The organism is Pseudoalteromonas sp. NZS71_1, from assembly GCF_015864305.1.
GTDB classification, from domain to species: domain Bacteria; phylum Pseudomonadota; class Gammaproteobacteria; order Enterobacterales; family Alteromonadaceae; genus Pseudoalteromonas; species Pseudoalteromonas arctica.
Map to the genome: position 1 here is coordinate 273,298 of NZ_JADYXM010000002.1, position 22,049 is coordinate 295,346.

The window sequence follows — 22,049 nt, forward strand, 5'->3', positions numbered from 1 at the left end:
TCAGTTAACTGTAGTCAGTCGATTCTAGTTTTCGCGAGTGTGGTTAAATGTCACTTCTGGGTAACGCTCTACGGATAAATTAAGATTTACACGGCTCGGCGCAATGTAAGTTAAGTTATCACCACCATCGAGTGCTAAATTACTTTCGCACTTGCGCTTAAAGTCTTCAAACTTTTTCACATCGTCACTGCTTACCCAACGCGCTGTATTTACGTTTACACCTTCGTAAATAGCATCTACGTTATATTCGGCTTTTAAGCGCGCTACAACTACATCAAACTGAAGTACACCTACCGCGCCCACAATTAAATCGTTGTTTATAAGCGGTCTAAATACTTGCACAGCACCTTCTTCAGAAAGCTGTACTAAGCCTTTTAATAATTGCTTTTGCTTAAGTGGATCGCGAAGACGAATACGGCGGAATAATTCAGGCGCAAAGTTAGGGATACCGCTAAATTTAAGTTTTTCGCCTTGTGTGAACGTATCACCAATTTGAATGGTACCGTGGTTATGCAAACCAATAATATCGCCCGCGTAAGCGTCAGCTGCGCGCTCACGATCGCCCGCCATAAAAGTTACCGCATCAGAAATGCTCACTTGCTTGCCAATTCGCACGTGATTCATTTTCATGCCTTGGCTGTACTTACCCGATACAATACGCATAAATGCAATACGGTCACGGTGCTTAGGGTCCATGTTGGCCTGAATTTTAAATACAAAACCAGTAAAGTTTTCTTCAGTTGCAACAATAAGTCTGTCTTCGGTTTCACGAGGCAGTGGCGTTGGTGCCCATTTAGTTAAACCATCTAAAACGTGGTCAACACCAAAGTTACCCAGTGCGGTACCGTAATAAACTGGCGAAAGCTCACCTGCTAAAAACAGATCTAAATCAAATTCGTTTGATGCGCCAATAACAAGCTCAAGCTCATCGCGTAATTGCGCAGCTAAATCTTCACCAATGGCAATATCAAGTTCTGGGTTATCAAGACCTTTAATGGTACGAACTTCTTGAATTTTATGACCTTGACCTGTTTTGTATAAAACAGCTTCATCATTATGAATGTGATAAACACCTTTGAACTCTTTACCACAGCCAATTGGCCAAGTAATGGGTGCACAGGCAATATTTAGCTCTGTTTCAACTTCGTCAAGCACTTCCATTGGGTCGCGAATTTCACGGTCACATTTATTCATAAACGTAACAATTGGCGTTGTACGCAGGCGTGTAACTTCCATTAGCTTACGGGTACGATCTTCTACACCCTTTGCCGCATCAATAACCATTAAACACGAATCTACCGCGGTTAATGTGCGGTAAGTATCTTCCGAGAAATCTTCATGTCCTGGAGTATCAAGTAAATTAACAAGTGCGTTGTTATATGGAAACTGCATTACAGAGGTAGTAACAGATATACCACGCTCTTTTTCCATTTCCATCCAGTCAGACTTTGCATGCTGGTTAGAGCCACGGCCTTTTACAGTGCCGGCTCGTTGAATAGCTTGTCCGAATAACAATACTTTTTCGGTAATGGTTGTTTTACCAGCATCTGGGTGAGAGATGATAGCAAAGGTTCGTCGTTTATTAATTTCGCTAAGGAGATTTTGATCTGCCATTAAAAAAGTTCTTTTAGTTTGTATACGGATATTATCCACTTTAAGTATGCTGAGCTTTCAAGGCTTAAATAATACCAATTGCATTAAATTAGCGTTCTATTATAGCGATAATAAAATAGCGCAATAACAAGGCGAAATTATCACATAGAGTTATTCTCTATGAATAATTTTTAACGTAGTTAGTGAGTTATTTAATACGCTAGAACGATCTTGTTTTAATAAAATTGGTATAGAGCAACCTCGAAAGCTCAACACACCATCAGAAAAGCCCTAAATTGGCCCTTCACATGCGATCCGTTATGTTAATCGTAATTGAAGACTATTTTCGCTGATCTTGGCCTTATAAACAATCAATGGTTGGTTATTAGCTGATCTTTTTTATTAATATGGATTTTGGGAAGCCTAACTACAAATGAGGTACAAAAAAATCAGTAATAAGCCAAATAAATAGGATCAGCACACAATACACCAAGCCTCTGCACACCATTAGAATTTTTAAGCCTTGCTTGAGAATATAACCTAGTGGCCCGGCTAACAGCCCTGCGTTAACCCACTGGTATTTATAACTGAGAGTAAATTAGAAAATTCAATTTTAAGTGATAGCATTTATCTTTAAAAAAAATGACTTTAAAAGATGTAAATTTATGTAAACTTTTTTGAACAATAAAATAACGGTTATAAGCATGTAACTTATTAAATTAAAATAACTTAATAAAATAAAAAAACACCAATACAGAGCTAAATACCATGCAACTACTGATTGTAATTTAACCACCAAGACCGCCACAAGCTTGTGTAATAAAGTCGTAACGCATATTATTGGCAGATTGCATGGAGGATAAGTCGTTTGGTCATGAAAACCAGTAAGTTAAGTATTAGATTATTATGGTATATAACACCCCTTGTTATTCTACCGCTGCTATTTTTAGGTGGCTTTACACTCACCAATGTAACTAATTCAACACAAAAACAAGCTGATTTAATAATGAGCCGTTTTGTTGAGCAACAACAGCAAAAAATATTTAACTATATCGACTCTTTTCACTCTACTGCAAAACTACTTTCAACCTCGCCAGTACTTAGTGATTTTTTAGCAAACGACATTCGTGCCAACGGTAATTACACCCGAAAACTTGGCGCGCTTATGGATGTATTTGCCAGTTACAGTGAGGCTTATCCCGATATAATTAGCATTAATTTAGTTTCAGCCAGTGGGAAAAGCGATGCCTACTACTCTAACAACCTAACAACAGCGCCTAAAAGCTACCCGTTTTTTAATCAAGTATTGCAAAGTAATTTAAGTAAACAGCAATTTATGATTCAAAAGGATGATGGCACCACTAGTTTGTATTTTATTCAACGAATTTATAGTGTTGATTACTATTTAAAACGACCACAGCAGCTTGGTTTTATTGTAATACATATAGAACCTTCAATACTAAACTCTAGTATTTTAGAAGCGCCATATAACAACACGCTTAATTTAATGTTGACTAAAGACGGGAAAATTTTATTTAGCTCCGATTACAATATGCGTGGCCAATACATAAGCGAGTACGAACTTAATCAAGTGCACGACCTCGCTGATATCGGCATGCTTTCAACTATTGAACTCTCAAGCATAGACAAAATAGAGCGAATGATTTTTGCAGTGCAAATGCCCGGCGGATATTATTACGTATCGACCATTCCCAAAGGGGTGCTTTATCAATCAGGCAAAGCCATAAGTTTAATAACAGGCTTAATTGTTATTATTTCGGTGATCACCCTGCCAATATTAATTTTTGTAGTGGTCCGCAATTTATTACTTAACCCAATTGAGTTACTCGGGGCTGCGAGTCATCGTGTTGGTGATGGCGATTTGTCGGTGCACTTACCAGCTCATACAAATGATGAAGTAGGTGTTTTATTTAACGACTTTAACCACATGGTTAATCAAATAAGGCACTACCAACAACAGCTTGAAGAATACAAACACCACCTTGAAGATAAAGTGGAAAGTCGTACCCAAGCACTTGAAACTATGAACAGCCAACTTGAGTTAGCTATTGGCCAAGCTGAGCAAGCTAATCAACTTAAGAGTCGTTTTTTAGCTAACATGAGTCACGAAATACGCACGCCGCTCACGGCCATTATGGGCTTTACAGAGCAGTTACTACACAACGATAAAGTAGCGAATGACAAACAACACCTAAGCACTATTTTACGTAATTCAAAACACTTACTAGAGTTAATAAATAACATACTCGATTTATCTAAAATTGAAGCTGAAAAGCTGGCTGTTGATTTGTCAGCGTTAAACGTAGTGCAGCTTGTGCACGACATTGAATCAATTATTCAACCACTGGCACAAGAAAAACAATTAACCCTTAATATCGACTATCAACTGCCGCTACCCCGCACCATTTATAGTGATGTGACCCGCTTAAAACAAATACTTATAAACATTGCTAATAACGCTGTTAAATTTACCGAAAATGGCAGCGTGTCTATTTGTGTGCATTATTTACAAGCAAGTCAAAAGCTAGAGTTTGTAATTAAAGATACTGGTATTGGTATGTCTGAGCATCAAATAGAACGTGTATTTAAGCCGTTTGAACAAGCCGATGCCACAACTACACGTCGTTTTGGTGGTACAGGTCTTGGGTTGTGTATTTCTAAAAACTTAGCACTGTTACTTGGTGGCGATGTAAACCTTGAAAGTGAAGTGGGTGTAGGTAGCCGAGTTACAATTAGGGTGGCATGTCAGCTATCTGATGATCAACCAATGCTTGAATTTTTAACGCAAGACAGCCAGTTAATACCAGAGAAAGACCCTCTCTTATCGTTTGCAACCAATAACTTCGACGCCAATATATTAGTGGCTGAGGATAACCCAGATAACCAACTATTAATTAAATTATTACTGCAAACCTGGGGTCTTGAACCCGATATTGCCAGTAATGGCGCACAAGCTGTAGAAATGGCGCTCGTAAACGACTACCAACTTATTATTATGGATATGCAAATGCCTGTAATGGGCGGATTAGAAGCGACTAAAATGCTTCGTCATGCAGCGTATGATGGCCCTATCATTGCCCTTACTGCCAATGTAATGAACCATGATATAGGCACTTATCTAGAAGCTGGTTGCGACAAAGCACTGGCTAAACCCATTGATAAAGATGCTCTGGAAAACGTACTCGTAAGCTACCTGCATCTTGAAAAAGATAATCAAAATAAATGGGATAGCCTATTAAAGAGCGAAAAGTTTCAGCAAATTGCCGATAATTACTTAGCTAACTTACCTACATATTTAGAAGAAGTTAAAGCTTTGCAGCATTGTGATGATTGGGAAGCATTAAGAGGTATAGCGCACAGTGTTAAAGGTAGTTCTGGATGCTTTAACTTTGATGAAATTTACCATAGCGCTGCGGCACTTGAAGAGAACTTAAAAAGTAACAATAAAGTACCAAGAGACGAGCTGGTAAATGATTTAATAGCAGCCATTGAGCAAGCAATTAGCGACAAAGTAACCTAAAAAGCAAACTTACAAAACGGTACAAATGCAGTACTTTAGCGGCTCTATATTTTAAATGCTAATTACCGACTTTAATTATGAAAAGTTTAAACCTAGCGCCATACCCATTAAAATAGCGTCTTCAAAGCCATTTTTAGCAGGGTTATCGCTTGGGTAGTAGTTTTTACGCACTGACATCTCAGCAAAGCCTGCGCGCTCGTACAGCGCAATAGCACGCGTATTTGATTCGCGAACTTCTAAAAAGAGGTTTTCAGCATTTTGCTGCTCACCATATTCAATAAACTGCGCTAACAACTGCCTTGCAATACCCTTACCCTGGTGACTTGGTGTTACACAAATATCCATAAGTGTAAAATCAGGCCCTGCTTTTTCACCAATATAAAAACCAATCATGCTCGCCTCATCAAATGCGGCAACATTAAAATAGCGCCCGCCTATACATGAACCCATTGTATTTAAAGTCCACGGATGGCTATGACACGCTGTTTCGATGGCCATTAATTGAGGTATTGCAGTTTCATCTACTGATTTAAAGTTTATCAAGGTGTTCACTCATTAAAGCCCATAAAGCACGCTTCTCAGAGGCGTTGAGCTGTGGGGTTGGCAATGTAAGCTTATTGTCGTTTAATTGCATCTCACTGCCCTGTACAACGCTATTTATAATAATAGGTTCTGCACTGAGTTTAATGTCTGCAAGTAGTTGCTCATTTAGCGTTAAAGAACTAGCTATCGTGCTTTGCGATAAAGTATTAGCTTGATCATTTGCTTGAGGACAATAATGTTGATTGAGTTCAAGATTTTCTATATCAAAAATAGCTGCGTAACGTGGATGCATAACAACTCAGTAGATTAGACATTTGAACAATATAAGAAGTAATAAAAACGATGTAAAGAAGAAATGGCAGGGGCGGAGAGATTCGAACTCCCAACCATCGGTTTTGGAGACCGCTGTTCTACCAATTGGAACTACGCCCCTGCAATGACGACGAATTATAGAGAAGTTTCGCCAAAGGTAAAGAGAAAAATCACTCTTTTAGTTTAACTGCTTTTTAAATAAACAAAACGGCGAATTAGCATGCTAATTCGCCGTTTTTTAATCACTTAAAATTAGTTAATTAAAACTAAAATTAATTATTCCCATTCGATAGTTGCAGGTGGTTTACCTGAAATATCGTAAACAACACGAGAAATACCATCTATTTCATTAATGATACGGTTTGATACCACACCTAAAAACTCATAAGGTAAATGTGACCAGCGCGCTGTCATAAAGTCGATTGTTTCCACACAACGAAGTGATACAACCCAATCGTACTTACGTGCATCGCCCATAACCCCTACCGATTTAACAGGTAAGAATACAGTAAACGCTTGGCTTACTTTATGGTAAAGATCAGCTTTGTGAAGCTCTTCGATGAAAATCGCATCAGCGCGGCGTAATAAATCACAGTATTCTTTTTTGATTTCGCCAAGTACACGCACACCTAAACCTGGTCCAGGGAAAGGGTGACGGTAAAGCATGTCGTACGGTAAACCAAGCTCTAGGCCAATTTTACGTACTTCGTCTTTGAATAATTCACGTAATGGCTCAACTAGGCCCATTTTCATGTCATCTGGTAATCCGCCCACATTGTGGTGAGATTTAATAACATGCGCTTTACCAGTTGCAGATGCCGCTGATTCAATTACATCAGGATAAATTGTACCTTGCGCTAACCATTTTGCATTTTTAAGCTTTTTGGCTTGCTCATCAAATACATTAATAAACGTATGACCAATGGCTTTACGTTTATCTTCTGGGTCTGACTTACCCGCTAGATCATTTAAAAACTGCTCTTCAGCCTCAACTTTAACAATATTTAAGCCAAATTTATTACCAAACATGTCCATTACTTGTTGGCCTTCGTTTAAACGAAGTAAACCATTATCAACAAATACACATGTTAGTCTTTCGCCAATTGCACGGTGAATAAGCATAGCCACAACCGATGAATCAACACCACCAGAGAGGCCTAAAATAACTTCGTCATCGCCAACTGTTTCTTTAATACGCTCGATAGCATCATCGATAATTTTTGCAGCAGTCCACAATTTTTCACAGCCACAAATATCAATAGCAAAACGCTCTAATAAGCGCTGACCTTGATGCGTGTGTGTTACTTCTGGGTGAAACTGTACACCGTAAAAACGTTTTTCTTCGTTAGACATTGCAGCATGTGGACAAGTAGATGTTTTAGCTGTTGTTGCAAAACCAGCTGGAATATCCATTACTTTGTCGCCATGGCTCATCCATACGTCGAGTATGCCGTTGCCGCCATCGGTAATGCTGTCTTCAATTGCATCAAATAATGCACAGCTGCCTACTTTTTCTACTTGTGCGTAACCAAACTCTTTTTTATCAGAGCTGTGTACACTTCCGCCAAGTTGAGCTGCCATTGTTTGCATACCGTAGCAAATACCTAGCACAGGCACGCCTGCATTAAATACATACTCAGGAGCGCGCGGGCTGTTTTCAAGTGTTGTTGATTCTGGACCACCAGAAAGAATAATACCTTGTGGGTTGAACTCGCGGATTTGCTCTTCAGTCACATCCCATGCCCAAAGCTCACAGTAAACACCAATTTCACGCACACGACGGGCGATTAATTGAGTGTATTGTGAACCAAAGTCTAAAATGAGAATTCGTGAATCGTGAATATCTTTGCTCATGGAGTATCTCGTAAAGTCTGATGCTAAATGCCGCTTTGAATACCAATTTTATTAAACATTACTAATTCTTGCAGGCTAAATAACTCTCTAACCACGTTAAAAACTTCTTATTTAGAAGAAACTAAAAATCGAAATTTTTGCCTCGTTATTGAGCCATTTATCTGTCGCAATAATTGACCACTTTATTAATGCAATTGGTATTTATATAAACGACTAAAAAGAGGGCTTGCAAAGCAAGCCCAGTATATTAAATTAATTACGCGGCTTAACCTAAGCGGTAATTTGGTGCTTCTTTAGTGATTTGCACATCATGAACGTGCGACTCACCCATACCCGCTGAAGTAACGCGTACAAATTGTGGTTTTGTATTTAGCTCTTCAATTGTTGCACAACCCGTTAAGCCCATAGCACTTCGCAGGCCGCCCACTTGCTGATGAATAATCGTTGCAATAGGGCCTTTGTAAGCTACGCGACCTTCAATACCTTCAGGTACTAACTTGTCTGCTTCGTTTGATTTTTGGAAGTAACGATCTGATGAACCTTCTTTTTGATCCATCGCGCCCAATGAGCCCATCCCACGGTAAGATTTGTAATAACGGCCTTGGTATAATTCAACTTCACCTGGTGCTTCTTCAGTACCAGCAAGAAGTGAGCCCACCATTACACACGATGCACCAGCAACAAGTGCTTTAACAATATCACCAGAAAAACGAATGCCACCATCAGCAATAACAGGAATGTCGCGACCTTTTAAGCCTTCAACAGCATCTGAAATAGCGGTAATTTGTGGAACTCCACAACCGGTAACAATACGTGTAGTACAAATAGAACCTGGGCCGATACCTACTTTAACTGCATCCGCTCCCGCATCAGCAAGTGCAATCGCACCTTCAGCTGTTGCTATGTTGCCTGCAATAATTTGTAAGTCTGGGTACTCTTTACGCGTTTTAGTAACACGGTCAATAACACCTTGAGAGTGACCATGCGATGTATCGATAAGTAAAACATCAATACCCGCTTCTACTAATGCAGCAATACGCTCATCAGTACCTGCACCAACACTTACAGCAGCACCTACGCGTAAACGACCTTGGTCGTCTTTACATGCGTCAGGTTTGTCTTGGGCTTTTTGGTAATCTTTTACTGTGATCATGCCTTTAAGTTTAAATTCATCATCAACAACAAGGATTTTTTCAATGCGGTGTTCGTGCATTAAGCCTAAAATTTCTTCGCGTGCTGCGCCTTCTTTAACGGTAACAAGCTTTTCTTTTTTAGTCATAACGGTAGAAACAGGCTGTTCAAGCTTAGTTTCAAAACGCATATCACGACTAGTAACAATGCCTACAAGCACATTATTGCTATCGGTAACCGGAAAGCCTGAAAAACCTTTTTCGTGCGAAAGCTCAATTGCATCTGCAATTGTTAAATCGGCAGTAACCGTTACAGGGTATGAAACAATACCTGCTTCGTAGGTTTTAACTTTACGTACGTTTTTCGCTTGTTCTTCAATAGTCATGTTTTTATGAATAAAACCAAGACCACCTTCTTGCGCAAGGGCAATAGCTAAACGAGCTTCTGTAACAGTATCCATAGATGCTGAAATAAGCGGCAAGTTAAGTTTGATACCACGCGTTAAGCGAGTTGAAATATTTGCCGTGTGTGGCAAAACAGTAGAATGACCAGGTACTAAAAGTACGTCATCAAAGGTAAGAGCTTCTTTAGCGATTCTAAGCATTTTGGCAACTTCTCACATGTGGATCTAAGATAAGGAATTGCGGCCAAATTTTAACAGCGTTGTTGGCATGAGTAAATAATATTTCGCAAATATTTATGATAAAGTAGTGCAATAAATAGTTTTAGGTTGTTTTTTATGTTTTCGAAGCCTTCGCAGGCGGTTTACACCGTTTCACGCCTTAATAGAGAAATTCGCACAATCCTTGAGCAAGGTTTTGCATCTTTAGTGCTCACGGGCGAAATTTCTAACTTTATTACCCCTGCATCTGGACATTGGTACTTTTCGTTAAAAGACGATAAAGCACAAATTAAAGCCGCAATGTGGCGAGGCAATAATCGCAACCAAAGCTACCGCCCTGTAAATGGCGCACAAGTTACAGTAAAAGCGCGTGTATCGCTTTATGAACCTCGCGGTGACTACCAGCTTATTGTTGAGCATATGGAACCCGCAGGCGAAGGTCAGCTAAAACAAGAATTTGATGCGCTTAAAATGCGTTTAGCCGCCGAAGGATTATTTAGCTCTGCTCACAAACAGCCATTACCCCAAAATATTAATCGCATTGGTGTTATTACCTCAGCAACCGGCGCTGCTATAAAAGATATTTTAACGGTACTCAAACGCCGTGCACCGCAGCTAGAAGTCATCATTTACCCTGCTATGGTACAAGGCAAAGAAGCGCACGTGCATTTAATTAACCAAATTGAATTAGCTAATGCTCGTGATGAAGTAGACGTACTTATTTTAGGGCGAGGCGGCGGATCACTTGAAGATTTATGGTGTTTTAATCACGAACAGCTCGCCCGCGCTATTTTCAAAAGTGAATTACCGATAGTAAGTGCGGTAGGCCACGAAATAGATACCACTATTAGCGATTACGTTGCTGATGTTCGTGCAGCGACTCCATCAGCCGCAGCTGAGCTTGTAAGCCCAAATACGCAAGAGTTACACAACAAAGTAAAGCAATTAGTTAATCGTTTATCTAACGCGTTTAAGCACGGAATTGCCGACAAGCGCGCACTAGCAACGCAGTTACAACACCGCCTTAATTTATGTCATCCGCGTAATCAGCTTAATCAAAAATCACAACGTTTGGATGAGCTAAGCATTGCGCTGCAACAGGCGATGCGTAATCGTTTATACCAGCAAGAACGCACACTCAATAACTTAACGCCGCGTTTAATGCGCCAATCACCCGATAAAAAACTCGCTACAGCAAGCCATCAACTTTCGCAATTACAAGCTAGGCTAAACCAAGCTATACAACATCAGTTACAGCAAGCGAATAATAGCTTAGCACTGCAAGCAAGCAGGTTAGATTCAGTAAGTCCGCTTAATGTTTTAGCGCGCGGCTATAGCATCACTAAAACACAACAAGGCAAAGTGGTTAAATCTGTGGGGCAAATTAAAACAGGCGATGTTTTGATTACAGAGCTCGTTGATGGCTCTATAGAATCACAGGTTATACCTATTACATAAAGTTGGTATTACTTAAAACTCTGTACTTAGCAACAATTTAAGCTCGCTATCGCTTGATGTGGAGGTAGTGCTTTTAAATTGTTGCCAAAACTCTTGCTTCATCAACTTGTCGTTTAGCTCTCGCCATTGAGAATTATCAAATGTGTCGTTATCAGCGGGTGCCGCAAGTTCAAATTCACATATCGTCGTTTTACATTTTGCGCTAACAACATCGGGTATAATCGCTAAATCAGCTGTTAATAAAAAATCTTGTAATGCCATTTCAGTACGATAAGCCCATTCTTCGTCACGCGTTTGCTTTTCAAATTTATCACGTAAGATCTTCTCAAAATCTGAAGGACCTCTCATTTGCTTTAAAATGCTTTTAACTGTCGCTTTCTGCTCAGCGAGTTGCTGCTTAAGCTGAGTTACTTGCTCTTCTAAAGGTAGTTCATCAAGCATTTGGGGTTCTGAATAGGTTGGAAGCGTGTCTTCAGCGAGCTCTATATTAGCGACTTGCTCAGGTACTGCAGAGTCTGCATTACTTAATACCTCATTACTTTGTTGTTCAGTATGAAGCTTTTGCTGTTTTTCATAACTTGGCTGCGACTTAACAGGTTCAGGATGACTTGAAGCTGCATTAAAGTAGCTCCATGTTAAACCTACACCCGCAATAAACCCAATCCCTAGAGCCAATAAACTATTCTTGTTCATGTTAATTCCTTTTAAGTTTTATTATTTTTAATTACTTATAGCATTGCACTCGTGTGCGATTCGTTTTCAGGCTCAGGATTTGCTAAAAAGTTTTGGTTCATACTTTGCGCCGGACACTCACAATCCGGTCGACCAATAATTTTAGCGGGCACGCCAACAGCGGTTGTGTGTGGTGGAACATTGCTAAGTACAACTGAGCCCGCACCAATTCGTGCGCCCTCACCTACTTCAATATTACCAAGTACTTTAGCGCCGGCGCCAATTAATACGCCCGCTCTAATTTTAGGATGACGATCACCCTGCTCATTGCCTGTACCGCCAAGCGTTACAGATTGCAAAATTGATACATTATCTTCAATTACCGCTGTTTCACCAATAACAATACCGGTTGCGTGGTCAAACATAATGCCTTTACCCACTTTACATGCTGGGTGAATATCGACCCCAAACACTTCAGAGTTACGGCTTTGAATAAAGCGCGCTAGCTCTTTGCGGTTTTGTTGCCACAAGCAATTAGCCAAACGGTGCGCCTGAATAGCATGAAAACCTTTTAGATTTAATATAACCGTAAGATAGGTTTCTGATGCAGGGTCGCGGTCTTTTACCGCTTTAATATCCTCAGCAACAAAAGATAGCATACGGTCACATTTTACAAATGCTTGGTCAAACAGCTCTCGGATAGTGAATGCCGATACCACCGCATCAGCCAACTTATTAGCAACAATAAAGCTCAATGCCGAACCTAAACAATCATGATTCAAAATGCATGAATAAACATGACTTGCTAATAATGGTTCACGTGTTACTACATCGTTAGCTTCGTCGCGAAGCTGTTGCCAAATTGCATGACGCATAATACTGCACTGCCTTAAGTTGATATAAAATAGCCTTTTCCCAAGTCTAACGGATTTAAAGCCTAAGGTGTTAATCCCTTAGTTATTTGTTCTGGTTATTAGATATAACTAGGGACGATTAACTCTTTGTTGCCTACACGGATGTAGATAAGAGGCGTGAGCAGGACGCGGAAGCTTTGTTCGGTTTTTACTTATTCTTACAGGGATGTAAGTCAGTAGAATAACGCAGGAGCAGTTATCGAGCCCACTAGGTTACAAACCTCGCGCCGCGATTAAATCGACCCTAGATTGAACAAATTTCAATCCACAGAGTTCAACACGCCCTAGCACCCAGAAATGATATTTCAAATACGTACCCATTTTTTAGATTAAGTTATACGACAGTAGCTAAAATTACCAATACATACTTAAAATATAGTAAATTAATAAAAATCAAAAGCTAGCAACATACGAAAGCTCACCTGTCATATGAAAAAATACGGACTGACGTACAGCTGACGGCGTAAAAAAAACGCTAAATTAATTAGGATTTAAGCTAAGTTTGTTCATTATACCGAGCTAAGCTATATTTAGTTTTATTGATTTTTTACATAAACAAATAGAAATGAGGAATTCAAAATGAGTGATGACTCTGAATTAAAAAATAAAGAAAAGCGTGGAATAAATATATTACTTCTCATTAGTTTAATAATTATGATTATTGGTATTGCCATCAAAATATATGATGCGCGTTTCATTAATTAAAGGACCCTACTACAGAGTCCTTAAAGATATAAAGTGCCCCATAAGTTAGGGCACTTTCCAACCATTAAAAACCACTTAAATTATTGAAATACTTTTTCAACTTTTACCACTTCAATATTTTTTGCAGGAATTGCTAATTTATAATCGGCAATCACTTTATCCTCAGCAACCAACTCAGCAGGTTTATTAGTGTTATAAACCATTGGTGATGTTCGCTCAGACGCTAAACGTTTCTGCATATCAGCGCCGTCTGCGGTTATAAACACATATTGAACATTGTCTGTTTGTAAGTTTTCTTTAATAACGCGATTTACATCAGCAAGCGTTAGCGTTTTAAGTTTGTTAGTTACGTAACTTACAAAGCTATCTGTGTTGTAAAATTCGCTATCAAGCGCGTAACCTAATTGGCGGTTTTGACTTGCCACCATTTGCGGCACAAAATTAATTAAAAAGTTACGCGTAGCTTCAAAGTCGTCTTCGCTCATACCATTTTTAATTAGCTTATCTAGCTCAAACAAGGCGGTACGTGTGGCAAAGTGCGCATCGTTATTAGAGCGAAGTGGGCGTAACCACACTTGAAATATTTGCTCAGAGCGCCCTAGGTTTGCATCAGGCTTGGTTTGAAACATACCACGTGGAAAATATTCAATGTATGCGTAATCGCCATAGTTCATGCCGCGAGTTTCACGAATGCGCTCATATAAAAAGCTGTTAGAACTACGGTGCTCACCAAAGTATGAACGCACAAGCCAAAGGGCTGTCCAGTCTTCGCTACTTCTAATTGTATCAATAGGAAAACCAAACGATACCGCAGTCGATTGCGCCGATTTTTCTACAATAGTTGCATGATGACCTTTAAGCGCTGGTGCATCAGGAATACTTAAACGGCTTTGCTCACCTTTTGGTAGCGTTGCAAAATCGCTCATCATTTTAGCTTTAAGTTTTGCAGGCACAGCCCCAATTAAGCCAACCGTGAGTTTAGATTGCGTAAGCTCGCTGTTATAAAACGCTTTAACATCATCCAGCGTCAACGCTTCTAAATCCGAAATATCACCGTAGTTGTAGCTTTCGTAAGGGTGATTTTTGTAAAGCGCACTGTATAGCACTTCTTTGCCTAGCTCTTCATCGTTAGATGCTTTTAAGCCTGATTTAATACCGTCGATCATTTCTTTTTTAAGGCGTTTAAAGTCGTCATCTCTAAAACCTGGATTTAGTAATTGATCGCTCACAAGTGTATACCACTGCGCCGCATTATCTTTATGAATACGCCCTTGAAACGACAGCATTTCTTTATCTATTTGATAGCCAAAGCTACCCGCAAGCGGATAAAGTGCTTTTTGAATATCTTTATAGCTTGTCGCCTCTGAGCCACCTTGTGCAAGCATAGCCGCAGTTAACGCAGCAACACCTTTTTTACCTTGTGGGTCGGCAGCCGCACCGGTATTGAATAAAAAGTTAACATCAATTAATGGCGAGCTATTCGTTTTATCAAGCACTTTAAATACAGGTGCCGCAGGTGCTTGTTTAAGCTTTGCAGTAAGCGCATTTAAATCAACTTCTTGCTCAAAACTTGGCGCTTTATCAAGTGCCGACATCGTTAATGTGGTACGTGCGTTATCGGTAAAGTATTTATTAGCAACGGCTTTAATATCTGCGCTGGTAATGTTATCTGCCGATTTATACAGCTGGTTTATAACCTCAGGATCGCGCTCAAAATGCATGTAGCTGGCAAGCGTTGAAGCAATCGCTTGCGACGAATCTAAGCCATTAATAAAGCTGTATTTAAGGTTCGATTTTAAATCATTTAGCTTTTGCTCATCAACAAGCTCAGTGCGTGCTTTTGCATAAGTGCGGTTAATGGCATCGCGTGCAGTGGCTAAATCATCTGCGTTTTCTACTTTAACAAATACGTGTAATAAACCCGGATCTTTAGTCTCTGGGTTATAGGTAAACATTTGGCTGGCAATTTGTTTGTCGACCACTAGCTCTTGATATAAATCAGAGTTATTTGAAAAATAAAGCTGTGAGATTAAATCTAGTGCCGCTCTGTCTTTTTTAGCAGGCTCCCACGCAGCGCCTTTGTACGATACGAGTAACCAATGCCCTGGTAGCGCTTCATCTTGCTGGTGCAAATATTTTGGTGCTTGTTGAACAGGCTCTGCTTTAATGTCAGCAACATAGTTACCCTTTTTCCAGCTGCCCCAATGCTTTTTAACCATTGCCATTGTTGCTTGTGGATCTACATCGCCCACAATAACAAGTGACACATACTCAGGTTTATAAAATTTAGCAAAAAACTCTTTCCCGTACGCCATTTGATCTGGCATGGCTTCTATGTCTTTAAAAAAGCCCATAGTGGTGTGTTTATACGTGTGCTTATCAAACGCTTCTTCGCGTACAGCGCTTAATAATTTACGAATTGGACTCGCGTTGTTTTTTAAGTACTCACCTTTTACCGTTTGTGCTTCGGTTCTAAATTGCTCTTCGGTGTAAGTTAAGTTTTGAAAAATATCAGCTTCAAGCTCAAGTACTTTATCAAGATGCTGCTTTGAAAAGTTTAAATGGTAGTTTGTAAAATCGTTTGTTGTATAGGCGCGGTTATCAACACCTGAATTTTTTAATATGTCTGAGTACACATCTTCAGGGTATTTTTGTGAGCCTTTAAACATCATGTGTTCAAAAAAGTGAGCAAAGCCTGTTTTGCCCTCTTCAACTTCGTTACGCGATCCAACCGATACCGGAATTTGCAGCGACACCACATCAGGGTAATCGGTTTTAACAACCATGACACGTAAGCCGTTTTCTAGCTCTTCAATTAAATAATCTTGTGAAAAAACACGGTCATCAGCTTTATTTACTTGTTCTTGTTGTGCTGTTGTTTCCGTGCTTTGGTTTTGTTGCATGGCGCAACCTGTTAACGCCAGCGATACCGCTAAGCTGGTTGCTAATAATTTAAATTTCATTGTTGTCCCTTTTTAAATTGAGCAAATTTGTTGTCAGATTTAACTCTTTAATTATGCCCCAAAGCCAATAAATATAAGAGCCCAAAGGGAATTTATTATGTAAACAACTGTGTCAATTATAAATTATGGGAACAAGCACTATGAATAAACATCATGTTAGTTGAAAAACTTTCACTAAATAAATCTATCTAGACGTCTAAATGGCTGCTATATTAAATCCATCAAAACAAACTTAGCTGGAATGAGGATTATGGCTTTATCACTAAAAGAGAAGATAGTGGACACCAACCAAGGTGTTTATCTTATTGGTACTACCCCGCCTAAAATTGGCACCGATAAAGCGCAATTAAAAACCATTGCAGAAAAGCTATTAGGTCGCTTACACGAAATTGAATACGACGGCGTGATAATTTACGACATTCAAGACGAAAGCAGCCGCACTAATCAAGACCGCCCATTTGCGTTTAAACAAACCGTTGATCCGCGTGAATACAGCCATTTACTTCGTAATTTATCTGCACAAGATGTGATTACTTATAAAAGTGTGGCGCAGCGTGGCGTAGGCGAATTTAAAGATTGGCTAAGTGAAACTAAAAACGACTACGATTTACAAAATGTTGTTTTAGTAGGTAGCCCGTCATCGATAGGCGATATAAAGCTAAGCCTGCCAGATGCGTATAAAGCGATGGCTGAGCAATCAGATGATTTCTTTTTAGGTGGCGTTACTATTGCCGAGCGCCATTCAAGTAAACGAAATGAGCACGAACGATTAATAGAAAAAACAGCACAAGGTTGTCAGTTTTTTATATCGCAAGCTGTTTACGACGCACAAGCTACCATAGAGCTAATTACTAGCTACGCACGTACATGTAAAGCACAAGGGATTACACCTCAACGTATTATATTAACGTTTACCCCGTGCGGCGGCGAAAAAACCTTAGACTTTATGCAATGGTTGGGTATCTCAGTGCCAGAGGCAACTAAATGGCGCATGCTTGATGCAGACAATACATTAAGCGAATCAGTCCGTATTTGCCGCGAAAACCTCGACTTAATACTTAAAAGCTGTGCGCATTTAGATGTACCGCTGGGCCTAAATATTGAAAGCTTAACAAACCGTAAAGAAGAAATTGACGCGTCAATTAACTTATACCGTTTATTAAAAGCCATTATGGAATTGAACCTTGCGGAAAAGCTAATAGCTTAAAGGCTAGGTAAGAGCTAATTAACACCCTTCTTGGCAAGCCTAATGACTTGCTTTTTTATGTCCGTACTTTGAAAAATGAATTAATAAATACAAGTAAAAATTTGCAGCTTAAGCTATTTATTGAAGCTGTTTTTGGTTATTACTCTCAAGCCTTTTTAAGGCAAACCCCATAGAGGAGCACATAACACCAAAAATTATTCCCTCATTAGATATAAATCTAATGCTAGGAAACGTTTCAAATAAGCTTATTATTGCTAAGGAAAAAATAAAACCTATCGCAGAAAAAACCAGCCAAGTTTGTGTGGCATGAGTCATGACGAACCTCCTTTTATTATTGTGCCTTTTTAGCGAGCTTATACGCTTGTTTATTTTTATACATTGCGTGGTCTGCATCATTTAATAGCGCTTCAAAGGGCTGCTTTTGTTTATTAGTAAAACTATAACCAATACTAAGCGATAAATCGCAAACGTCTTCTTTGAGTAAGGCTTTTGAATACTCAGTCGAAATTTTATCCATGATGTAGTTAATCTTGCTTTTATCGCTTACTTGCATTACTGCAACAAACTCATCGCCACCTAAGCGCCCTACTATATCAGCATCTCTTAAATGCGTTTTTAGCGTATCTGCCAATATAATTAAGGCTTTGTCGCCCACTTCATGTCCGCAGGTGTCGTTTAATTTTTTAAAGTCGTTTATATCAATAAACAAACAGCATACGTCAAAGCCTAAACGTAGCGCTAAGTTAAGTTTTTGCTGGGCTAATAAGTTAAGTGCTCGGCGATTATAAATATTCGTTAATGAGTCTAACATGGCTATTTCGCGCATTTGCTCATAGCTATACACAAGCGCTAGGTCGTCTTCAATCAAATCACGTAGTTGTTCTATGAGTTCAAAATATTCATCGGTATAGCTTGTTTTCTGAGTGTCTTTTAAGCATAGCGTGCCAAATACTTCGCCTTCAGGCCAATGAATAGGTAAACCTAGGTAGGATTCAACACCATCTTCAACTACTTCTGGTAGGGTGTTCCATGCATCGTTATTGCTTGCATCATTAACATATAAAATATTTTTAGTTTCAGCAACGTACCGACAAAACAGAGGTGTTTGAGGAGGGAGTATAGGGTTGGTCTCAAAGTTAGAGCCACCTTCGTTACTTCTAATAACAACGCGATAGCCTTTGCTTGTTGCCTGAACTATATAACCAGACGGGGCTGAAAAAAGCCCCGTTATAAGGTCGATTGTTTTTTGCCATTTATGCAAAGATATTTGGCCATCAATACCAGAAAATGCCCATTGATCAATTTCAAACATTGCTTTACCTCGGCTATTTAGTAGCTCCAGTATAGGCAAAAAAGTAAAGTAAAAGCTATTATTTACGACGTCTACTTGGCTCTCTTTTACCAGTGATGCGTTTTTTATCGCGATCTTTTCGCGACTTGTTAGTATTTTTACGATTATCTTTTGGCTTTTTATTAGGATCTGGCTCGTAACCTTCTAACCACTGCGGCGTTAAACGCGTATCGAGTAGTACTTCAATTTCTTCTAGCAGCCATTGCTCATCAAGACTTACCAGCGACATAGCAAGTCCTTGTTCGCCAGCACGACCTGTACGGCCAATACGGTGCACGTAATCCTCGGCAATGTACGGTAGTTCAAAGTTAATTACGTATCTAAGTGTAGAAATATCTAAACCACGCGCAGCTACATCGGTTGCAACAAGTACGCGTGTAATACCTTCTTTAAAGTTTTGCAATGCACGGTCGCGTGCGCCTTGCGATTTGTCGCCATGGATTGATTCGGTTTTTAAACCGTCTTTACACATTTCTTTAGCAAGCTGATCAGCCATTTGTTTTGTGCGAGTAAAAATAAGCACTTGGCGCCAGTTTTTCATACCAATCATGTGCGATACAAGTTCGCGCTTACGATCCTCATCTACAGCGTAAATAACTTGCTCTACTTCAACGGCTGCTGAGTTACGTTTATCAACTTCAATTAGCTCTGGGTTTTTAAGTAACTTTTTACTGAGTTCAAACACGCTGTCATCAAACGTAGCTGAAAATAGTAAAGTTTGGCGATCACCCGGGATATGTCGCAATATACGTCTAATTTCATCAATAAACCCCATATCAAGCATGCGGTCAGCTTCGTCAAACACTAAGGAGTCTACGCTTGAAAGTACCACACTGCCTTTAACTATATGATCAAGCAAACGCCCAGGTGTTGCCACTATAACTTGCGCTGTTTTAAGTGCTTTTATTTGAGGGCCAATACTTGCGCCACCATAGGCTAAAGCGCCATTGATATTAGTGCCTTGTGCGTACTTTTCAAAGCTTGCAAATACTTGCTGAGCAAGCTCACGGGTTGGCGTTAAAATTACAACGCGGGCAAGGCCTTGCTCATCTTTTTTAGGGGTATTTAAAAGCTTATGTAACAAAGGTAAAACAAAGGCGGCGGTTTTACCAGTACCTGTTTGCGCGCTGCCCATTACATCACTTCCGGCTAAAATAGGCGGAATAGTTTTAATCTGAATTGCGGTAGGTTGAGTGTAATTATTTTGCTCAATCGCTGTTAATAATAACGGGTCGAGATTAAGTGATGAGAACGTAGTGGCAGACATAGGCTTAGCTTTAAAATAACAAAGAGCGCTATTGTACGCATATTACTGTACTGCGTAAATTAACCAGTCCAGAAAAGTATTTAATCGTGGTTGCTCACTTTCGCTTTAGCGCTAAAAACAATAAAAAAGGCGCTAAATAACAGCTGTATTTAGCGCCTTTTATAATTTGCTGTAGCTTTAAGCTGGCTTTAGTGTCGCTTTACGCTCGTTGTAAAACGCTATTAAATCGTCAACTGTTGCTTGGCAGTATTCGCGTATACCCGAAACTACCATATGCTTTTCACCACTACCCACTTTAACGCCGTTTTCTAACAGGTTAAAACGTAGTGTAATTTTTCCGCGCTTGCCGGCGTACTCAAAACTAGGCTCTGCAAACTCAAGTTCTGGTGCTGTAATATCAAGATTATCAAGGTTGATAAGCATTGATTCGTAAATGATCATTGGGCGAGCAGGGTTAATCATTACCTCTTGCTTACCCATTAATGGAATAATTACATGCGGGAAAGTAGTACCAGAAAACTCAACATAATTTTTTATTAGGCTATTAGTCAGTGCTGGGCATTGGCTGGTTTTACCTTTGCGCTTTACCTTTAAAATAACTTTTTCGCCATTGGTTACATCAAACTCATCAGCCCCTTCAGGGAAGTTAAGTTTGGTGTTTTCATCAACCATACCGGCAAAAGTAAATTCCATTTGTTCACTAATACCGTAGCGGTCTAGTACCAATGAAAAAAGTAAGTCTCCTGGCGCGCAAAACTTTTTGGCATCTTTGTCGTGAAGTGGATTGTAATCATCAGCAACGCATTTAGCGAATCGACAACCTTGCTCACGAGAGATAGAAACATAATCAGCATGCTGCTGAAAAAAAGGACTTAACATAGTTTGTTCACTGCTTAAACTGCTTATAACCTATCTATATTACCAGAAAAAAAATACTGAGAGGTCGAATCTGTTAGATTAGTTGCTAAATAAAACAGAGCAATATAAAACAATGACCTTTTATTTATTAGCGCTATCAATTATATGTGTTTTTCCGTACTGCAAAATATCAATAATGCGGCAACCCCTTTGGCACTACTTACTAGCTTTAAGTGTTGTAAGTGCATATTTTCAAGGTTATATAAATTTATATGCCCTGCTGAGCACTGGGCTTTATGTTGCTTTATACCACAGCGCACTAAATACAAAACAGCCAATAATACGCGCCATATTAAACACTATTTTTATAATTGCCTCATTGGCATTAGCACTTCATTGGGTGCCTGGTTTTAATAACCTCCCTATTGTTATAAACGAGCGTATTACCAGCGATGCGATTACTTTTACCCTTTATGCTAATTTTGATAAAGCTATGGCTGGGTTATTTCTTTGTGCTTACTTTTTTTCAAACTTAGATTCAAATAAAAAGCCTTTAAAAACAGACTCTAATAAAGTGGGCTCATTAAACGTTAAACAACCCATTTTAATAGTTATTGCTACTGTTTTAGCTTCGCTCATAGCGGCTTTACTGCTTGGACTTGTAAGCTTTAACCCTAAGGTTCCTGACTTTTGGTTAGCCTTTATGGCTATTAATCTTTTATTTACCTGTGTAGCTGAGGAAGCTTTATTTCGAGGTTTACTACAAACTAAGCTTAGCAAAATAATTACACCTACCCGTTTAGCAATACTTGCCCCTGTAATTACTGCAGGTATTTTTGCTTTGGCACATTTTGCTGGAGGAATTAACTATGTATTGGTTTCATTTATTGCCGGCTTAGGGTATGGCTATGTTTTTTATAAAACGCAGCGCTTAGAGTGGGCTATTTTATGCCATTGGTTGGTTAATGTTTGCCACTTCTTTTTGTTTACTTACCCTATGCTCAATAAAATCTAAATACATTTACAAATGCTAACAATTTACTTAGTAGTAAACATTG

Annotated in this window: 17 protein-coding genes and 1 tRNA gene; 5 read left to right on the forward strand and 13 right to left on the reverse strand. The window is 39.3% G+C overall.

Annotated features, from left to right (window positions below; genetic code table 11):
* Positions 1 to 24: 24 nt before the first annotated feature.
* Complete coding sequence (gene prfC / locus I6F43_RS04100) at positions 25 to 1,614, reverse strand: peptide chain release factor 3 (protein ID WP_007581628.1); 1,590 nt, start codon at positions 1,612 to 1,614, stop codon at positions 25 to 27.
* A gap of 853 nt (positions 1,615 to 2,467) precedes the next feature.
* On the opposite strand from prfC, the gene I6F43_RS04105 reads away from it, so the two are divergent.
* Entirely contained in the window at positions 2,468 to 5,134 is a 2,667-nt protein-coding gene (locus tag I6F43_RS04105; RefSeq protein ID WP_197101139.1) for an ATP-binding protein, read from the forward strand.
* Between the two features lie 75 nt (positions 5,135 to 5,209).
* Here the strand turns inward: I6F43_RS04105 and rimI are convergent, their stop codons facing one another.
* From rimI to guaB, 5 genes are all read right to left on the reverse strand, one after another.
* On the reverse strand, positions 5,210 to 5,677 hold the full coding sequence (gene rimI, locus I6F43_RS04110) for a ribosomal protein S18-alanine N-acetyltransferase (protein WP_007581622.1): 468 nt from the start codon (positions 5,675 to 5,677) through the stop codon (positions 5,210 to 5,212).
* Positions 5,664 to 5,969 (reverse strand): hypothetical protein, encoded by a 306-nt coding sequence (locus I6F43_RS04115; protein ID WP_169059768.1) that lies wholly within the window; start codon positions 5,967 to 5,969, stop codon positions 5,664 to 5,666. The genes rimI and I6F43_RS04115 overlap by 14 nt, the downstream gene beginning before the upstream one ends.
* A 64-nt stretch (positions 5,970 to 6,033) precedes the next feature.
* Positions 6,034 to 6,110 (reverse strand) — tRNA-Trp (locus I6F43_RS04120).
* Positions 6,111 to 6,265: 155 nt separating this feature from the next.
* On the reverse strand, positions 6,266 to 7,843 hold the full coding sequence (gene guaA, locus I6F43_RS04125; protein WP_197101140.1) for a glutamine-hydrolyzing GMP synthase: 1,578 nt from the start codon (positions 7,841 to 7,843) through the stop codon (positions 6,266 to 6,268).
* 265 nt (positions 7,844 to 8,108) lie between these two features.
* Positions 8,109 to 9,578 carry an IMP dehydrogenase gene (gene guaB, locus I6F43_RS04130; protein ID WP_002958783.1) on the reverse strand — a complete coding sequence of 490 codons (1,470 nt, stop codon included), beginning with the start codon at positions 9,576 to 9,578 and terminating at the stop codon, positions 8,109 to 8,111.
* A gap of 135 nt (positions 9,579 to 9,713) precedes the next feature.
* Between guaB and xseA the strand changes: the two genes are divergently transcribed.
* Positions 9,714 to 11,054 carry an exodeoxyribonuclease VII large subunit gene (gene xseA / locus I6F43_RS04135; RefSeq protein ID WP_197101141.1) on the forward strand — a complete coding sequence of 447 codons (1,341 nt, stop codon included), beginning with the start codon at positions 9,714 to 9,716 and terminating at the stop codon, positions 11,052 to 11,054.
* Between the two features lie 12 nt (positions 11,055 to 11,066).
* On the opposite strand, the gene I6F43_RS04140 is transcribed toward xseA, so the two are convergent.
* Together I6F43_RS04140 and cysE are read right to left on the reverse strand one after the other, a co-directional pair.
* Positions 11,067 to 11,747: a hypothetical protein gene (locus tag I6F43_RS04140; protein ID WP_197101142.1), complete on the reverse strand. Its 681-nt coding sequence runs from the start codon at positions 11,745 to 11,747 to the stop codon at positions 11,067 to 11,069.
* A gap of 35 nt (positions 11,748 to 11,782) precedes the next feature.
* Positions 11,783 to 12,601 carry a serine O-acetyltransferase gene (gene cysE, locus I6F43_RS04145; RefSeq protein WP_007581613.1) on the reverse strand — a complete coding sequence of 273 codons (819 nt, stop codon included), beginning with the start codon at positions 12,599 to 12,601 and terminating at the stop codon, positions 11,783 to 11,785.
* A gap of 618 nt (positions 12,602 to 13,219) precedes the next feature.
* Here cysE and I6F43_RS20235 point away from each other — a divergent pair.
* Complete coding sequence (locus I6F43_RS20235) at positions 13,220 to 13,345, forward strand: hypothetical protein (protein ID WP_007581611.1); 126 nt, start codon at positions 13,220 to 13,222, stop codon at positions 13,343 to 13,345.
* Positions 13,346 to 13,425: 80 nt separating this feature from the next.
* Here I6F43_RS20235 and I6F43_RS04150 read toward each other — a convergent pair whose 3' ends face one another.
* Positions 13,426 to 16,308, reverse strand: coding sequence for a M16 family metallopeptidase (locus I6F43_RS04150; RefSeq protein ID WP_197101144.1), 2,883 nt, complete (start codon positions 16,306 to 16,308; stop codon positions 13,426 to 13,428).
* Between the two features lie 250 nt (positions 16,309 to 16,558).
* Between I6F43_RS04150 and I6F43_RS04155 the strand changes: the two genes are divergently transcribed.
* Positions 16,559 to 17,515 (forward strand): methylenetetrahydrofolate reductase, encoded by a 957-nt coding sequence (locus tag I6F43_RS04155; RefSeq protein WP_024593278.1) that lies wholly within the window; start codon positions 16,559 to 16,561, stop codon positions 17,513 to 17,515.
* Between the two features lie 117 nt (positions 17,516 to 17,632).
* Here I6F43_RS04155 and I6F43_RS04160 read toward each other — a convergent pair whose 3' ends face one another.
* The 4 genes from I6F43_RS04160 to I6F43_RS04175 form a co-directional block, all read right to left on the reverse strand.
* Positions 17,633 to 17,830 carry a hypothetical protein gene (locus I6F43_RS04160; protein ID WP_197101146.1) on the reverse strand — a complete coding sequence of 66 codons (198 nt, stop codon included), beginning with the start codon at positions 17,828 to 17,830 and terminating at the stop codon, positions 17,633 to 17,635.
* A 16-nt stretch (positions 17,831 to 17,846) separates the two neighbouring features.
* Positions 17,847 to 18,827, reverse strand: a complete 981-nt coding sequence (locus I6F43_RS04165) for a sensor domain-containing diguanylate cyclase (protein ID WP_169044225.1) — start codon at positions 18,825 to 18,827, stop codon at positions 17,847 to 17,849.
* 58 nt (positions 18,828 to 18,885) lie between these two features.
* Positions 18,886 to 20,133 (reverse strand): DEAD/DEAH box helicase, encoded by a 1,248-nt coding sequence (locus tag I6F43_RS04170; RefSeq protein WP_024593280.1) that lies wholly within the window; start codon positions 20,131 to 20,133, stop codon positions 18,886 to 18,888.
* A gap of 177 nt (positions 20,134 to 20,310) precedes the next feature.
* Positions 20,311 to 21,012, reverse strand: a complete 702-nt coding sequence (locus I6F43_RS04175) for a DUF3581 domain-containing protein (protein ID WP_007581602.1) — start codon at positions 21,010 to 21,012, stop codon at positions 20,311 to 20,313.
* Positions 21,013 to 21,124: 112 nt separating this feature from the next.
* On the opposite strand from I6F43_RS04175, the gene I6F43_RS04180 reads away from it, so the two are divergent.
* A complete protein-coding gene (locus tag I6F43_RS04180; RefSeq protein WP_165721070.1) occupies positions 21,125 to 22,006 on the forward strand; it encodes a CPBP family intramembrane glutamic endopeptidase in 882 nt (293 codons plus the stop codon).
* The last annotated feature ends 43 nt before the right edge of the window (positions 22,007 to 22,049 follow it).

Excerpts from the sequence above, each read along its gene's own strand:
- prfC (WP_007581628.1), bottom strand. The coding sequence starts at position 1,614 with ATGGCAGATCAAAATCTCCTTAGCGAAATTAATAAACGACGAACCTTT.
- I6F43_RS04105 (WP_197101139.1), top strand. The coding sequence starts at position 2,468 with ATGAAAACCAGTAAGTTAAGTATTAGATTATTATGGTATATAACACCC.
- I6F43_RS04115 (WP_169059768.1), bottom strand. The coding sequence starts at position 5,969 with ATGCATCCACGTTACGCAGCTATTTTTGATATAGAAAATCTTGAACTC.
- guaA (WP_197101140.1), bottom strand. The coding sequence starts at position 7,843 with ATGAGCAAAGATATTCACGATTCACGAATTCTCATTTTAGACTTTGGT.
- guaB (WP_002958783.1), bottom strand. The coding sequence starts at position 9,578 with ATGCTTAGAATCGCTAAAGAAGCTCTTACCTTTGATGACGTACTTTTA.
- xseA (WP_197101141.1), top strand. The coding sequence starts at position 9,714 with ATGTTTTCGAAGCCTTCGCAGGCGGTTTACACCGTTTCACGCCTTAAT.
- I6F43_RS04140 (WP_197101142.1), bottom strand. The coding sequence starts at position 11,747 with ATGAACAAGAATAGTTTATTGGCTCTAGGGATTGGGTTTATTGCGGGT.
- cysE (WP_007581613.1), bottom strand. The coding sequence starts at position 12,601 with ATGCGTCATGCAATTTGGCAACAGCTTCGCGACGAAGCTAACGATGTA.
- I6F43_RS20235 (WP_007581611.1), top strand. The coding sequence starts at position 13,220 with ATGAGTGATGACTCTGAATTAAAAAATAAAGAAAAGCGTGGAATAAAT.
- I6F43_RS04150 (WP_197101144.1), bottom strand. The coding sequence starts at position 16,308 with ATGAAATTTAAATTATTAGCAACCAGCTTAGCGGTATCGCTGGCGTTA.
- I6F43_RS04155 (WP_024593278.1), top strand. The coding sequence starts at position 16,559 with ATGGCTTTATCACTAAAAGAGAAGATAGTGGACACCAACCAAGGTGTT.
- I6F43_RS04160 (WP_197101146.1), bottom strand. The coding sequence starts at position 17,830 with ATGACTCATGCCACACAAACTTGGCTGGTTTTTTCTGCGATAGGTTTT.
- I6F43_RS04165 (WP_169044225.1), bottom strand. The coding sequence starts at position 18,827 with ATGTTTGAAATTGATCAATGGGCATTTTCTGGTATTGATGGCCAAATA.
- I6F43_RS04170 (WP_024593280.1), bottom strand. The coding sequence starts at position 20,133 with ATGTCTGCCACTACGTTCTCATCACTTAATCTCGACCCGTTATTATTA.
- I6F43_RS04175 (WP_007581602.1), bottom strand. The coding sequence starts at position 21,012 with ATGTTAAGTCCTTTTTTTCAGCAGCATGCTGATTATGTTTCTATCTCT.
- I6F43_RS04180 (WP_165721070.1), top strand. The coding sequence starts at position 21,125 with ATGACCTTTTATTTATTAGCGCTATCAATTATATGTGTTTTTCCGTAC.